This window comes from Methylomonas rapida (assembly GCF_024360925.2).
In the GTDB taxonomy this organism is placed as follows: domain Bacteria; phylum Pseudomonadota; class Gammaproteobacteria; order Methylococcales; family Methylomonadaceae; genus Methylomonas; species Methylomonas rapida.
Genome location: NZ_CP113517.1, coordinates 4,005,087 through 4,020,092, shown reverse-complemented (window position 1 = coordinate 4,020,092; position 15,006 = coordinate 4,005,087). Strand labels below are relative to the sequence as shown.

At 54.8% G+C, this 15,006-nt stretch carries 12 protein-coding genes; 10 read left to right on the top strand and 2 right to left on the bottom strand.

Going from position 1 to position 15,006, the window contains the following annotated elements:
* Positions 1-72 precede the first annotated feature (72 nt).
* The 4 genes from NM686_RS18960 (at position 73) to NM686_RS18945 (ending at position 5,835) form a co-directional block, all read left to right on the top strand.
* Complete coding sequence (locus NM686_RS18960; RefSeq protein WP_255189387.1) at positions 73-1,407, top strand: hypothetical protein; 1,335 nt, start codon at positions 73-75, stop codon at positions 1,405-1,407.
* 297 nt (positions 1,408-1,704) lie between these two features.
* Positions 1,705-3,198 carry a helicase HerA-like domain-containing protein gene (locus tag NM686_RS18955; RefSeq protein WP_255189386.1) on the top strand — a complete coding sequence of 498 codons (1,494 nt, stop codon included), beginning with the start codon at positions 1,705-1,707 and terminating at the stop codon, positions 3,196-3,198.
* Between the two features lie 203 nt (positions 3,199-3,401).
* A complete protein-coding gene (locus NM686_RS18950) occupies positions 3,402-4,235 on the top strand; it encodes a hypothetical protein (RefSeq protein ID WP_255189385.1) in 834 nt (277 codons plus the stop codon).
* 160 nt (positions 4,236-4,395) lie between these two features.
* The gene (locus NM686_RS18945) at positions 4,396-5,835 is read left to right on the top strand and encodes a phosphomannomutase (protein WP_255189384.1); all 1,440 of its coding nucleotides are present in this window, start codon (positions 4,396-4,398) and stop codon (positions 5,833-5,835) included.
* A gap of 158 nt (positions 5,836-5,993) precedes the next feature.
* Here the strand turns inward: NM686_RS18945 and NM686_RS18940 are convergent, their stop codons facing one another.
* Complete coding sequence (locus NM686_RS18940) at positions 5,994-6,473, bottom strand: YcbK family protein (RefSeq protein ID WP_255189383.1); 480 nt, start codon at positions 6,471-6,473, stop codon at positions 5,994-5,996.
* Positions 6,474-7,325: 852 nt separating this feature from the next.
* Here NM686_RS18940 and NM686_RS18935 point away from each other — a divergent pair.
* The 5 genes from NM686_RS18935 (at position 7,326) to NM686_RS18915 (ending at position 12,446) form a co-directional block, all read left to right on the top strand.
* Complete coding sequence (locus NM686_RS18935; protein WP_255189382.1) at positions 7,326-7,949, top strand: GNAT family N-acetyltransferase; 624 nt, start codon at positions 7,326-7,328, stop codon at positions 7,947-7,949.
* 191 nt (positions 7,950-8,140) lie between these two features.
* Positions 8,141-8,731, top strand: coding sequence for a nucleotidyltransferase family protein (locus NM686_RS18930; RefSeq protein ID WP_255189381.1), 591 nt, complete (start codon positions 8,141-8,143; stop codon positions 8,729-8,731).
* Positions 8,728-9,516 (top strand): XdhC family protein, encoded by a 789-nt coding sequence (locus NM686_RS18925; RefSeq protein WP_255189380.1) that lies wholly within the window; start codon positions 8,728-8,730, stop codon positions 9,514-9,516. Before NM686_RS18930 ends, NM686_RS18925 begins: the two co-directional genes overlap by 4 nt.
* Before the next feature lie 108 nt (positions 9,517-9,624).
* Positions 9,625-10,092 (top strand): (2Fe-2S)-binding protein, encoded by a 468-nt coding sequence (locus NM686_RS18920; protein WP_255189379.1) that lies wholly within the window; start codon positions 9,625-9,627, stop codon positions 10,090-10,092.
* On the top strand, positions 10,089-12,446 hold the full coding sequence (locus NM686_RS18915) for a xanthine dehydrogenase family protein molybdopterin-binding subunit (RefSeq protein WP_255189378.1): 2,358 nt from the start codon (positions 10,089-10,091) through the stop codon (positions 12,444-12,446). The genes NM686_RS18920 and NM686_RS18915 overlap by 4 nt, the downstream gene beginning before the upstream one ends.
* Positions 12,447-12,550: 104 nt before the next feature.
* On the opposite strand, the gene NM686_RS18910 is transcribed toward NM686_RS18915, so the two are convergent.
* Positions 12,551-12,679, bottom strand: a complete 129-nt coding sequence (locus NM686_RS18910) for a hypothetical protein (RefSeq protein ID WP_255189377.1) — start codon at positions 12,677-12,679, stop codon at positions 12,551-12,553.
* A 413-nt stretch (positions 12,680-13,092) separates the two neighbouring features.
* On the opposite strand from NM686_RS18910, the gene NM686_RS18905 reads away from it, so the two are divergent.
* The gene (locus tag NM686_RS18905; RefSeq protein WP_255189376.1) at positions 13,093-14,982 is read left to right on the top strand and encodes a putative bifunctional diguanylate cyclase/phosphodiesterase; all 1,890 of its coding nucleotides are present in this window, start codon (positions 13,093-13,095) and stop codon (positions 14,980-14,982) included.
* The last annotated feature ends 24 nt before the right edge of the window (positions 14,983-15,006 follow it).

The following is a 15,006-nucleotide window of genomic DNA, read 5'->3' as shown; positions in this document are numbered from 1 at the left end:
TGTTTGTCGGCGACGAAGCCATGGGTTTCGTCGCCGCTTTTATTTTGTTAAACCGCATTTTCTGATTCATGCATGACTGTTTTCGATCATAAGCTAGGTACCCAGCGCGCAGAAGAGCTCAATCGCGAGTGCCATTGCGTGCCCTTGAATCGACAGCAGTTACGTAAAATTCTGGCCGAGCAACCAAATGGCGATCTGCTGTACCAGATGATCAGCGAAGAACGGCCGCATCTGATTGCCGATGTCGAGGTTTTCGTCGCCGAGTCCAGCTTGCAAAAACAGCGCGAAATCATAGAGGCCTTGGAGCGTGTGATAGCCTTACCCGAGTATCAGCGGCGAGTGCTATCTTATGCGCCAGCCACCGCGCAATTTCAACCCAAGGCTCAAGGCGTATTCCTGGGATACGATTTTCATCTGGCCGAGGATGGACCGCGCTTGATAGAAATCAATACCAACGCGGGCGGGGCCTTGATCAATGCACTGCTTGCCCAAGCTCACGGCGATTGCGATAGCTGTCCCTGCAAGCTGGCTTTTCCGGCATCGGCGCCGGACGCCAATAGCGTGTTTGTCGAAATGTTTCAAAACGAATGGCAGCTGGAAGGTCATATCGAACCTTTGCGTTCCATCGCCATCGTCGATGACAACCCGCTACAACAGTACATGTTGCCGGAATTCATGCTGTTTCAAAACCTGTTTGCCAAACACCAGATCGATGCCATCGTCTGCGATCCGACGGAATTGCAATTCCGGGGCGGCAGGCTCTGGCACGGTAATATCGCGATCGATTTGGTCTACAACCGCCTGACCGACTTCTCGCTAGAAGACGCCAGTCACCTAGCGCTGTGCGAGGCTTATGTTGCTGGCGCCGTCGTGGTCACGCCACATCCGAGAAATCATGCCTTATATGCCGACAAGCGCAATCTGGCACTGTTGACCGATGCTGAATTTTTGCAAGAACTCGGCGTAGACGCCGCTACCCGCGCCATTTTGCTGAATGGGATTGCCAAGACCCTCTGTGTTGAAACCCGGCAGGAAGACATGCTGTGGCAACAACGTAAACAGTTGTTTTTCAAGCCCGCCAGAGGCTATGGCAGCAAGGCGGCTTATCGGGGCGACAAACTGACACGCCGCGTTTTCAGCGAAATCATGCAGGGGGACTATGTCGCTCAAGCCCTGGTTCAGCCCAGTGCAAGGCAAATGCAGGTCGGCGAGCAGGCGGTCGAATTAAAACTGGATCTGCGCAACTACGTCTACCAAGGGCGAGTTCAGTCGATTTGCGCCCGGCTTTATCAGGGGCAAACTACCAATTTCCGCACGCCCGGCGGCGGCTTTGCCCAAGTGGTTGTCGTGCCGGACACGGCCGAGGCCACGACTGGAAACCTGTCAACCGCACAAGCTTGTTCATAGCGAGCGCCATAAACCTAAAAAACGGCAGCAAGTTCATAAGGACACGGAATACACTAAATAAATCAGTGCGTTATTAGGCTTGTCGATTCATCTGTTCTGCGCGGCTCTTTGGGGTGATAACTGTTTGAAACTTTTCGTGATCTCTTCGGCCCCGCTCAGGACAGGTTTTGCGTGTTTCGTGGACCCAATGATTTTTCTAGGATAAATCGCGCCGGTCTGGCCGCAAGAAAATGTCAAACCCAGGGCAGCCGTGCTATGGTTGCTTTCGATCATTGTTTGCATCCTAAGGAAATCGCCATGACAGAGCCATTATTGATTGCCAAATCGACCACTGCGGAATTAAGTATCTTGCCGGCGATGGCCAATCGCCACGGTTTGATTGCCGGCGCTACCGGCACCGGGAAAACCATCACCCTGCAAACCCTGGCCGAAAGTTTTTCCAATATAGGCGTGCCGGTGTTTCTGGCAGACGTCAAGGGCGATTTGTCCGGCATTTGCCTGGCGGGTGGCGGCAACGCCAAAGTCGAGGCCAGAGCGGCCGAGCTAGGCCTGACCGATTTTAACTACCGCGCTGCGCCGGTGTTGTTTTGGGATGTTTTCGGCAAAAATGGCCACCCTTTGCGCAGCACCATTTCCGAGATGGGGCCGTTATTGCTGGCTAGGATGTTGAATCTCAACGAAACGCAAGCCGGCGTACTGACGGCGGCCTTCAAGATCGCCGACGACAATGGCTGGTTATTGCTGGATTTGAAGGATTTGCGCGCGCTGTTGCAGTTTGCCGCCGATAATGCCTCCGAACTGCGCAGTGAATACGGCAGCATGTCCGCGGCCAGCATCGGCGCCATTCAGCGCGGCTTGCTGCAGCTGGAGCACGAAGGCGGCGAAAATTTGTTCGGCGAGCCGGCGCTGGATTTCAATGATTTGCTGCAAACCGATGGTGGCCGTGGCGTGATCAATATCCTGGCGGCCGACACGCTGTACAATTCACCCAGGGTCTACGCGACGCTATTGCTGTGGCTGCTGTCGGAGCTGTTCGAAAACTTGCCGGAAGCCGGCGATTTGGACAAGCCCAAACTGGTGTTTTTCTTCGATGAAGCGCACTTGCTGTTCAACGATGCGCCGGCGGCCTTGCTGCAAAAAATCGAGCAAGTCGTGCGCTTGATCAGATCCAAAGGCGTGGGCGTTTATTTCGTCAGCCAGAATCCGCTGGATATTCCCGATGTAATCCTTGGTCAATTGGGCAACCGGGTGCAGCATGCGTTGCGCGCCTTCACCCCGCGCGATCTAAAAGCCGTCAAAGCCGCGGCCGAAACCTTCAGGAGCAATCCCGGCTTGGATGTGGAGCAAGCCATTACCGAATTGGGTGTAGGTGAAGCGTTGGTGTCGTTTCTGGATGCAAAAGGCGCGCCGCTACCGGTCGAGCGCGCGCTGATCAAGCCACCTTGTTCGCGCATAGGCCCGGTCAGCGACGAGGAGCGTCGACGAAGCATCGAACAGTCGTTGATTTATGGTCATTACGAGAAACAGATCGATCGGGAATCGGCTTACGAAATTCTCAAGGCGCGTGCCGAGGAGGCGGCATCCGGCTCAACAGAAGCTGGAGGATCATCGAATTCGTCATTTGGTGGATTTGATATCGCCAATATTTTGCTCGGCGGTGGGGGTCGTAAGCGTCAAGGCGTATTGGAATCCGCCGCCAAAAGCGCCGCCCGCAGCATAGGCCAGGAAGTCGGCAGACAACTCATCCGAGGTGTTTTGGGGTCATTGTTGGGCGGTGCGAAACGCAGATAATACTTGAGAATAATCAATGTCAGTTTTTTGCCGATGCGTATTACGCTTCTCAATATATAATGTGACCCGCTGCAAATAAATGCGTTTTTTGCCCCAATATTTGCATTAAAAAATCTGGCTTTTTGCTTGGTAAGCCAGTACATGGATCGCAATCTTAAAAGGAGAAACAGGAAACCGAGTATTTTTCACTGGAGATCATCAATATGAGTCATTTTTCGAAAAGGATTCTCGCCGTTAGCTTGACAACTGCATTCGCGGTAAGCGCGGAAATAGCCAACGCCTCATCTTCCGCGCAAGCCAGTATCGATTGGGATAGCTTGACGGTTCAATATTTCGACATGTCGTCTGGCAACAACCACCCCGTTCTTAGCTGGTCAGGCCAAAATGGCAATTCGAATTCGGAAGCTTTCACTTATGATCCAAACGATCAAAGAGCTCATTATAGACAGGCATCTAATTTCACCAAGAGCTTGTTTACCGATGCCATTACTCAGTATGCGCAAAGCAGTGGCTTGAGGAGCAGTCAAACTCTCGAAGTCAACGCCGCAAGCGACGCTTCCGAAACATCCGAGACTATCTTGTCGCTTCCTGACAATAACAACGCCTACGCCAGTGTCTCTAATTGGGGTAGCTTTACGATGAATGGCAAAGGCATAGCCTTGATCTCTCTGGCCTGGTCAATCTCGGGCGTTAGCGACGCCACGAATGATTTTTCTGATTACGCCAGTTCCGGTGTCAATATTACGGGTAGCTTCTCAAATGGCTGGGGGGCTTTCGGCTCATCATCTTCCGTTTTTGAACTTGACACCTATAATGGCGCGTATAGCCAGAGTGGCTTGTTCAGCTTGGCTATATTCAGCGATGGGATTCATACAACTTCAGGTTCGTTGAATGCGGAAGTATGGGCGCGCAGTAACAGCAGCGTCACATTGGGTGCCCCTGTCTCGGAAGTTCCGTTGCCGCCCGCGGTCTGGATGTTTGGCGGTGGTTTGCTGGGTATGATTGGATTTTTTGGCCGCAAAGCCTCGGCTGCCTAGCCGGTATCGCTTAAAAACCCATGCGCTAGCGCTCAGGGGGGTATGCATGCCAGGGACGGCGTTTTTCTACTCCATGCCTTCGACTACATTGGCGGATTTGGTGCCGCCCTATTACACTTGCGCCATTTTTCCCATGCCTAAGAACTCCGTGACAAATATCATGACTACAATCGGTATCCAACAAATGATGGTCGACAGCGGTGTTGCATTCGGCACCAGTGGCGCGCGCGGATTGGTCAGCCAAATGACCGATCAGGTTTGTGCTGCCTACACGCTTGCATTTATATATGGACTCGGTTTGGCCAAGCCAGGACAAAGAATCGCGTTAGGCATGGATTTGCGGCCTTCGAGTCCGGCTATCGTTCGCGCCTGCGCCGCCGCGATCCGGCAGGCCGGTTGCGAGGTCGATTTTTATGGCGCGTTGCCCACGCCGGCATTGGCATGCTATGCCATGACGCAGGGAGTGCCTGCGATCATGGTGACAGGTAGTCATATTCCCTTTGACCGCAACGGCATCAAGTTTTACCGGGCCGAAGGAGAAATCAGTAAAGCCGATGAAGCAGCAATGACCGCAGCCGTCGTCGAAGTGGCCGATTTCCGCGACGACGGCGTCATGCCCTCCGTCAATGCCGCCGCGCTGAAGCACTATAAACAACGCTATACCGATCTATTTTCCGCCGATTTGCTGGCCGGTTGGTGCATCGGCATCTACGAACATTCCAGCGTGGCCCGCGATTGCCTGCGCGACATCTTGCAGGCGTTGGGCGCGGAGGTCATAGGCCTGGCGCGCACCGACACCTTCGTGCCCATTGATACCGAAGCGGTCAGCGAAGAAGATCGACAAAGAGGCCTAAGCTGGGCCGGGGAGCATCGCTTCGATGCGATCATTTCGACCGACGGCGACGGCGACCGGCCGCTGATCGCCGATGAAACCGGCGACTGGTTGCGCGGCGACATCGTCGGTTTGCTATGCGCGCGTTTCCTGGGCGCCGAGACGGTCGTTACCCCCGTCAGTTGTAATACGGCCATCGAGGCCTCGGGTTTGTTCAAGCAGGTTTTGCGCACGCGGATAGGCTCGCCGTACGTGATTGCTGGCATGGAACAGGCTGAAGCCGGCGGCAGCGTGGCCGTAGCCGGTTTTGAAGCCAACGGCGGTTTTCTGGCCGGTAAAGGCCTGGCGGTAAACGGTCGGGCCTTGGTGGCGTTACCGACCCGTGATGCGGTGTTGCCAGCCTTGTCTCTGTTGGTCATGGCCAAGCAACAGGGTGTCAAGCTATCGCAGCTGATGACGGGTTTGCCCAGGCGCTTTACTGCGAGTGATCGCTTGCAGAATTTTCCGGGCAGCAATAGTCGAGCATTGTTGGACGAACTGCAAGACGACGATGGCGCTTATCGCGGCTTGTGGGGGGATGCGTTGGGCGTGGTTGCGCGGCGAGATTCGACCGATGGTTTGCGCTTGCTGTTCGAGAACGGCGAAATCGTGCATCTGCGGCCGTCGGGTAATGCGCCCGAGCTACGTTGCTATGCCGAGGCAGACAGCATCGAACGGGCGCAAGCGCTGGTTGATTTCAGCCTGCAGCAAATAGCGGCACGATATTAGCCGGTCACGCCAATATCATCAGCAAATTTTATGCTGTCTTCGACAGGAGCATAAAGGCATTCGCGCGGCCTTGGTTGGGTTTGACGGATGATGTTAAACAGGAAGGTCCCGGATTTGAGGGAAAATCCGGGCCCTTTGTTGGTGATGCTTGCAAGCCTTTATAGCGTCCAGGTTCTGAAGGTTCCGGTGTCCAGGTGGATAAAATTGGACTTGGGGTAATAACCCACGCCGCCGCGATGCATGGCTATTGCTGCATTGTGGATACGGCGGATATCCAGTCGCTCGATACGAATATCCACCGCGCGGCCTTGAATGTGAAAGCTGTTATTGGCGACACCCGCGTGTTCGGCGTGGAGGCGTGCATTGGTCAAAGGCGAACGATAGCCGCTGATTACGTCAAACGGTTGGGCTAAGCCCAGCATTTGCTTTAAGTCATGCAGTTGGTCCAGGAGGCCCGGATCAATCGGATGTACGTCACCTGTGCGATAATCGCGGAGCAAAAAGTTGATTTCCTCCAATGCATCGGTCAAATAACGGCCTTTTTCAAAATACGTCAGGCTCAATTTGTCGCCGGTATGCGGATTTTGAAATGCCAGGGAACGATGGCTGGGCAGGCGGCCATGGTCGGCCAAAAACATCGGCCGTTGAGTCGTTTCTATAATCGGTTCTCTTTCAACGGGTTGAATGACCGATTGTGTTCTGCCTGCATGGTTAATGTTTTTGCCGGAGTGATTGGCGGCAACATGTGTCGTGTGATTTTTGCCGTTGTAAACATCACGCACCCGGGCATTGTGTTGCCCGTGGGCAGTATGTAAATGGCCCCGTTCGGCAGCGGCCGGCTTGTGATGAGTGGTGGATTTTCCGCTCGACGTTTTCTGTGGCTTCCCAGCTTTATGGCTTGACACAACTTTACTTGTTTGACGAGCTAATTTGGTTTTCTGGATGTCGCTTTGTTTCGGCAGGCGCACGGCGCTCCGAGTGGACTTTGCCAACCGATGGTTTTTGTCGGCTTTTACGGCCGCGCTTTTTGCAGCATGAACTACGCCGGGCATTGCTATGGATAAAACCGCACCAACAGCCAAGCGACTGAAAAAACTGCGTCGAGATCGTTCTATCTCGTCTTTCACATGGCTATCATTTTCTACATTATGTCTCAGCATCCATAATCTCCCAATTCAACATCATTCGGATAGTTATTGATTCCGAAGTCTATAGCCCAAACGGGCAGCTTCTAATTATAGCATTTGATTGCAAAGCGAATTTGAATTTACCCGCATTTAGTGGCGAGATTTTTGAAAGCCGCCTGTGTAATGATACGCGTTTGGCTGAAAACTAAATGAATAAGTGGCTGATTTCACAGTTTTTTGTTGGCCGTGCCGAATGCGGCGCAACGCAAGCAACGTCGATGCGAAGATTGGCGAAAGGCGTTGATAGCTGTTTGTCAGGCAACGCACTAGAATTGCCATTATGGCAAAAAGTTTGAGCATAAAATGGCACTAAAATATTTTGACGGCCTCAATGGCTTTACCCTGCCATTGGCGGATGGCGAGTTGATCGATTTCAGACCGGTTAGGCCGACGGATTGGGAGACGATACAAGACGGTATGTCCGCATTGTCGGCGCAATCGCGTTATCTGCGATTTTTTTCGCCCATTGCCAAGTTGCCGGATGATTTATTGCGCTACTTCACGGAAGTCGACCAACACCAGCATGTGGCGTGGATTGCGCTTGTCCATCAGCGGATGGAACATCCAGGCGTGGGGATAGCGCGCTTCATCCGCTCGGATGATCAGCCTGCGATTGCCGAATTTGCCGTGACGGTCATCGATAGTTATCAGCATAGAGGTATTGGCCGCGTGTTAATGGCGGTGCTCCATCTCATGGCTGGCTTGGAAGGCGTTGAAATACTCAGGGGTTACGTGCTTCCGGAAAATGACGTCATGCTTAACTGGCTGGGCGAATTGGGTGCGGTGGGGAAATACGACAATGGCGTTTATCGGATGGACTTGGCGGTAAACGGCGATGAGGTTTCATCGATGACGCAGGGAGTGTTGCAAAAAATTCGCGCCTTCGAGGATACTGTATCCGCAGAGGCTCCGCAAAATCCCGATTAACCGATTCGGTGCCTAAAGCGCTACACTAGCCTGCATGAGTTTGTAGCAGGCCATGTCAAATATAGGGTTGAGCTGGCGCTTTGGGTTAGCCTTGCACGGACAAGGATGACATTTTATCAATCAACCGGGATACTTCAGATGATTAGACAAAACACCTTGGTCCGTCATCTCGCTGGCGAGGGTTGAGACCAATGTCGCTTGTCGTTGGTATTCTGCTGGCCGCCGGTGCCAGTACCCGCTTCGGCGCCGACAAATTGCTGCAACCTTTGACGGAGGGCGAAGCGGTAGCGGTGCGCGCCTGCCGTAACTTATTGCTCGGCACGGATCAGGTGCTGGCGGTGGTGCGGTCGGGAAGCGATGTACTGGCCGAAAGATTGCGCGATGAAGGTGCTAGCGTGCACGTCTGTGACGATGCCGGGTTGGGCATGGGGGCAAGCCTGGCTTTTGCTGTTCAGGCTTCCGCCGATGCGTTGGGCTGGGTGGTGGCTTTGGCCGACATGCCTTGGATAGAGCCCTCGACCATCGTCAGGGTAACCGATGCCTTGCGAGCCGGAGCGACGATCGCAGCGCCTAGTTGGCAAGGTCAGCGCGGGCATCCGGTTGGTTTCGCGGGAGCGTTGCGCCAGCCGTTGCAGGGATTGACCGGCGACGTGGGGGCAAAATCGGTCATTCAGGCACACGGCGCTCAGCTTCGGCTGTTGCCATGCGATGATCCGGGTATATTGCTGGACATAGACCAGCCAAATGATTTGAACAAACGAAACGGCAAACGATTCTTGTGACCTTGGATATCCTGGAACTACAGCTCAGCCTCCAGAAAAACCGCAGGCCTCATGCCGTGGCTACCGTCGTGGAAATCATCGGTTCCTCGTCGGCCAAACCGGCGGCTAAGGCGCTGATAGATCAAACCGGGAAAGTCGTCGCCGGCTGGATCGGCGGTGGTTGCGCGCAGTCCATGGTGTCTCGAGCCGCCATTGAATGTTTTGCGACAGGGGAGCCGAAGGTGATCGACATCGATTTGACCGACGAAATTTTTGGTGCCGGCATGCCCTGCGGCGGTCACATGCGGGTTTATGTCGAGCCTGTGCTGCCCAAGCCCATGTTGTGGTTGATGGGGCATGGTCGCATCGTCGAGAGTCTGGCTGAATTCGCTTTTCGTTTGGGGTTTGACATTAGCGTCGACGATCCGCAAGCGTGCATGGAAAGTTTCCCCATGGCTTGCCAGGTCATCAACGACGATCAGCGCTATCGGCAATTACGGCCGCAAGCCGGCGATTTCGTTGTCATCGCCACGCATCACAAGGGGGATTATGAAGCGCTGACGCAAGCGTTACAGTCCGATGCTGTCTATATTGCGCTGGTTTCCAGCCGTAAAAGGGCGCAACTGGTTTTGAACCGGCTGGCGCAAGAAGGATTTTCCCAAGACAGTCTGGCTCGGGTTCGCGCCCCCGCCGGGCTGGGCTTGGGCGGTAAGCTGCCGGAGGAAATTGCCTTGTCCATTGTCAGTGAGATGATCATGATCAGGCGCGGCGGCCATGGACAGCCCTTGAGCGCGGTAACCCCCTGAAGACTTGCCTTTACCGCCTGCTGTTGGCCGTGTAGTATTCGAACACCAATTTGCAGGCATTGACTGAAAATGCCTTTGACTTTTGCCGGCCGGCAGGAGGAATACCCGATGTTTACGCTCAATATCAACGGTTTGCGCCGCCAGATCGATCTCCCCTCCGATACGCCATTGCTTTGGGCGCTACGCGATTATTTGGGGCTGACGGGGACTAAATTCGGTTGCGGCATTTCGGCCTGCGGTGTTTGTACTGTGCATGCCAATGGCGAGGCCATTCGCGCCTGCGTGACGCCCATTTCCGCCGTCGTCGACAAGCAAATCGTCACGATAGAGGCCATCGACCAGGACGAGATCGGCAAAAAAGTACAGGATGCCTGGCTCAGCGTGAATGTACCGCAATGCGGCTATTGCCAGCCGGGACAGGTGATGGCAGCCACGGCCTTGCTCAAGCATACGCCAAAGCCCACGGATGCCGATATCGACAAGGCCATGAGCGGCAATCTCTGCCGCTGCGGCACGTATCCGCGTATTCGGGCCGCTATCAAACAGGTGGCAGGTTCGACGGAGGTCTCGTCATGAAAAAGCCCAGCGATTTGCTCGACCTGAGCGTTGTATCCGCTGACACCGAGGCTCAGTTCAGCATTGTCAATGTCAGCCGGCGCAGTTTTTTGAAGGACATGGCGCTGACCGGATTCGTGTTGGTGGCCGGTTTTCCAAGCCTGATTCGAGCGGATGAAACGACGAGTTCCGGTGATTCGACTAAATACGGCGCCGATGCGATGCCGCACGGCTGGGTGGACAATCCGCTGGTATTCGTCGCCATTGCCGAAGACGGTACGGTGACGATAGTCTGTCATCGTTCTGAAATGGGGCAGGGAGTACGTACCAGTCTGCCCATGGTGGTGGCGGATGAGATGGAGGCCAACTGGCTGAATGTCCGCGTCGAGCAGGCGCCGGGCGACGAGAAGAAATACGGCAATCAGGATACGGATGGTTCCCGCAGCATGCGGCATTTTTTCATGCCGATGCGCCGGGTTGGCGCGGCCGCGCGGCACATGTTGGAAGCCGCGGCCGCTGCCCAATGGCAAGTGCCGGTGCAGGAGGTCAAGGCCGAATTGCACCGCATCGTGCATCCCGCCTCCGGCCGCACCTTGAGTTATGGCGAACTGGCGACGGCGGCGGCCAAATTGCCGGTGCCGGCGCGCGAAACCTTGCGTCTGAAACCGTCGGCGGAATTTCGATATATCGGCAAGGGCGAATTGAAGATTTATGACGGTCTCGATATCGTTTCTGGCCGCGGTCAGTATGGGATAGACACGCGCCTGGACGGCATGTATTACGCCGTGATCGCGCGGCCGCCGGTGTTCGGAGGCAAGGTTGCGCGTTACGATGCCACTGCCGCGCTGAAAGTGCCCGGCGTCGTCAAGGTGGTGGAGCTGGAAAGCAGCCCGCCGCCGGCCGATTTCAATCCACTCGGCGGCATTGCCGTAATTGCGAGGCATACCTGGGCGGCGATTCAAGGGCGTAATGCACTAAAAATCGAATGGGATCACGGCCCGCATGCGGCCTACGACTCGATGAAGTTCAGGGCCGAAATGGAAGCGGCCGCCCGTCAGCCGGGCAAGGTGGTGCGTAACGACGGCGATGTCGATGCCGCCTTCGAGACGGCCGCCAAACGCGTGGAAGCCGAATATTACGCGCCGCATCTGGCCCAAGCGCCGATGGAGCCGCCCGCGGCCACCGCCCGCATCGTCAATGGTCATTGCGAAGTGTGGGCCTGTACGCAGGCGCCGCAAGCCTCGCGGGAGCGCGTCGCCAAATGGCTGAAATTGTCCGAAGATAAGGTCACCGTGCACGTCACCTTGCTGGGCGGCGGTTTTGGCCGCAAATCCAAGCCCGATTACCTCATCGAAGCGGCCTTGCTGTCCAAGGCCATGAAAGGCAGTCCGGTCAAGCTGACCTGGACCCGGGAAGACGACTTGCGGCATTCATATTTTCACACCGTGTCGGTCGAGCGTATCGAGGCGGGGCTGGATGCGCAAGGCAAGCCGCTGGCCTGGTTGCATAGAACCGTGGCGCCCAGCATTGCATCGACGTTCGGGCCGGACAGCAAGCATCAAATGCCGGCCGAGTTGGGCATGGGCGTGCTCAATGTGCCGTTTTCGATTCCCAATCTGCGGGTCGAAAACCCGGAAGCCGAGGCGCATACCCGCATCGGCTGGTTTCGTTCGGTGTCGAATATTCCGCGCGCCTTTGCCATTCAATCCTTCGTCGCCGAACTGGCCGCCGCCGCGGGACGGGATCATAAAGACTATTTGCTGGATTTGATCGGCCCGCCGCGCCGTATCGATCCACGCAGCTTGGGAGACAACTGGAATCAAGGGGAATCGCCCGAGTTATATCCGCTCGATACCGGGCGCTTGCGGCGTGTGATCGAAACGGCCACGCGCGAAGCCGGTTGGGGGCGTAACTTGCCTAAAGGCGGGGGCTTGGGCCTGGCGGCGCATTACAGTTTCGTCACTTATGTTGCGGTGGTTTTGGAAGTGATGGTTGACGAGGAAGGGGTAGTGACGATTCCGCGCGTCGACATTGCCGTGGACTGTGGTCCCCAGGTCAACCCGGAACGCATTCGCTCGCAATTGGAAGGCGCCTGCATCATGGGGGTCAGTTTGGCGACTTTGGGGGAAATCAGCTTTAAAGAGGGTGCGGTAGTGGAGGATAACTTTCATGCCTATCAGCTGACCCGCATCGATGATGCGCCGCGCGACATCCGCGTGCATCTGCTGGCGCCCACCGAATACGACACGCCGCTCGGTGGCGTCGGCGAACCCGGCGTGCCGCCCATCGCGCCGGCGTTGTGCAATGCGATTTTTGCCGCTACCGGTCAGCGCATCCGGCAATTGCCGATACGGGATCAGTTGCGCAAGGATTAGGCTAAGGCTGGATTTGCAATCAAATTGCCGCATGGAGTTCCTGGCTTTGCGCCAAGAGCTTCCATGCGGGCTCGAGTCGATTTGGCGGTTTCAATCAGCCCAGATTACCGGCCGGTTTCTCCGCTGTGCCATGCTTCGGCGGCAATTTCCGCCAGCTCTTTGATGACGCCGGTTATGAGACGCACAAAACCATAACCCAAGCCGACTACTATCAGTACAGTTACTATTTTCATATCACTCTCCTCATCCGGCCACGTGGTTTTTTGACCAATTTTTATAGTTGAGTGGGACGGATGCAAGACAGTTTGCCACTAATGAAGCAAAACTCAATAGCACTTTTACGGGGTGTTCAGGCTTGGAATGTGAATGAAATCAATAGCTTCAATATAAACAACCGTTTAATCTCCTTTATTAAAGTTAAATGGAGATGAGTTTTAGGGGGCTCGCCTTACTCGACGACGGGAACAAGACGCCGCGGTTTGCTCGTGATTGAATTTGGGGTCTGGTTTGAAACACAGGCAAAACACTGATAGCCTACGATTCAAAAAAATGTCCCCAGCGAGGATGGATAATTTGTCTACTATCAACCGACAACAAATGTCATGCAGGTGTGTTGGTTTTTTCGAATCACTAATGCGGGTCTTGCGTGATCATCGTTGAATTAATCAAGAACACAGCGCTTCTGGTGGCATTGGCCGCCATGTATCCCGTAATGCTTGCCCATCTGAACAAAAGTTTGTTTTCCCAGCGGATTTTGTTTGGCCTGATGTTTGGCGTGGTGGGGGTGTTAGGGATGATGACGCCGATTCACTATGATAATGATGGCATCATTTTCGACGGCAGATCGGTGCTTTTGGCGGTTGCCGGCCTGATTGGCGGCCCTTTGGTGGCTACTCTCAGCGCCCTGATAATGGCTGTATACAGGCTATGGCTAGGCGGTATTGGCGCGCCCGTTGGCATTTCGGTCATCTTCGCCACGGCAGCTTTGGGTGTCATGTTCTATTTCATCAGGCAAAGGACGGGGCATTACTTGGGGCCGCTCAGTTTGCTGGGGTTCGGTTTTTTGGTGCACGGCGTGATGTTGGCTATTTTCATGTTTTTGCCGCATTACAAGGGATACCAGGTATTCAAGGAACTGGGCGCTACCATCTTTTTGGTTTATCCGTTGGCAACCATGCTGATTTCCCTGCTTTTTCAAGATTATGAAGAACGGGAAAAAAGCAGGCTCAACATCGAACAGCTAGCCTATTATGATCCGTTGACGGCATTGCCCAACCGATCGCTGTTGATAGAAAGCATCGACAAAGCCATTTCGAAGTGCGAGGCGGCGCAGTGTGATGGCGCGCTGATATTGCTCAACCTGGATCGTTTCAAGACTCTTAACGATGCGCGCGGCCACGCTTCGGGCGATGTCCTGTTGCGCGCCGTGGCGGAGCGTATCAACTCCGTGGTGGAGGCGGGCGATATGCTGGCGCGCATGTCGGCGGATGAGTTTGCCATTTTGCTGGTGCGGGCAAAGCAGAATTCGCCATCGATCGATGTATTGGCCGACCAGTTGGCGGAAAAGATTCAAATCGCGCTCACGCGCCCGTTACGGGTCGATACCGAGGAAATCACGGTTTCAAGCAGTATTGGCATTGCATCTTTTCCCATGGATGCCGACGATACGACGGGCGATGTGTTGAGGCGGGTGGATACGGCGATGCATCGCGCCAAGACCGAGGGCGGCAATCAAAGCATCATTTTCGATCATTCCATGAGCAAATCCGTCGAGAACCATTTCTTGATCGAGCGTGAATTGCGCCAGGCGGTACACAGCGGGCAATTGAAGTTGTTCCTGCAATCCCAGGTCAATAATGCCGGTGTCATTGTGGGTGCCGAGGCTTTGGTGCGCTGGCAGCATCCGGAACGCGGTTTCATCTCGCCGACTGCGTTCATCCACATCGCCGAAGAATCCGATTTGATTATCGAGATTGGGCGCTGGGTGCTCACGGAAGCTTGCCGGCTTTTGACTTGCGAGGGTTTAGCCGGGCGCTCGATTGTTTTATCGGTCAATATCAGCCCGAAGCAATTCAGACAGCCTCGTTTCGCCGCCAGCATCAAGCATCTGCTGGCAGAGACGGGAGCCGACCCGACGCATCTCAAGCTGGAAGTCACGGAAAATTTGTTGATTCACAACATGAATGATGTGATCGCCAAAATGATCGAATTGGCGGCATTGGGGATTCGTTTTTCCCTGGATGACTTTGGTACCGGCTACTCGTCGCTGGCCTACCTCAAGCGGTTGCCGATCCAGGAGTTGAAAATCGATCGCTCGTTCGTGCAGGACGTGACGATCAATCCCGACGATGCCACTTTGGTCGAGTCTATTCTAGCGGTGGCCAAGCACATGAAATTGCAAGTGGTCGCCGAAGGCGTGGAAACCGAGGAGCAAGCCAGTTTTTTGAATGCGCGTGGTGACGTGATTCATCAGGGATATTTATTCAGCAAGCCTGAATTGGCTGCCGACTGGCTGAAGCGACTTGCGCAGCAATAAGATAGGTTGTCGGTGCCGATTTTG

Coding starts and splice junctions, on each gene's coding strand:
- NM686_RS18960 (WP_255189387.1), top strand. CDS start 73: ATGACTGTTTTCGATCATAAGCTAGGTACCCAGCGCGCAGAAGAGCTC.
- NM686_RS18955 (WP_255189386.1), top strand. CDS start 1,705: ATGACAGAGCCATTATTGATTGCCAAATCGACCACTGCGGAATTAAGT.
- NM686_RS18950 (WP_255189385.1), top strand. CDS start 3,402: ATGAGTCATTTTTCGAAAAGGATTCTCGCCGTTAGCTTGACAACTGCA.
- NM686_RS18945 (WP_255189384.1), top strand. CDS start 4,396: ATGACTACAATCGGTATCCAACAAATGATGGTCGACAGCGGTGTTGCA.
- NM686_RS18940 (WP_255189383.1), bottom strand. CDS start 6,473: ATGTTTTTGGCCGACCATGGCCGCCTGCCCAGCCATCGTTCCCTGGCA.
- NM686_RS18935 (WP_255189382.1), top strand. CDS start 7,326: ATGGCACTAAAATATTTTGACGGCCTCAATGGCTTTACCCTGCCATTG.
- NM686_RS18930 (WP_255189381.1), top strand. CDS start 8,141: ATGTCGCTTGTCGTTGGTATTCTGCTGGCCGCCGGTGCCAGTACCCGC.
- NM686_RS18920 (WP_255189379.1), top strand. CDS start 9,625: ATGTTTACGCTCAATATCAACGGTTTGCGCCGCCAGATCGATCTCCCC.
- NM686_RS18915 (WP_255189378.1), top strand. CDS start 10,089: ATGAAAAAGCCCAGCGATTTGCTCGACCTGAGCGTTGTATCCGCTGAC.
- NM686_RS18910 (WP_255189377.1), bottom strand. CDS start 12,679: ATGAAAATAGTAACTGTACTGATAGTAGTCGGCTTGGGTTATGGTTTT.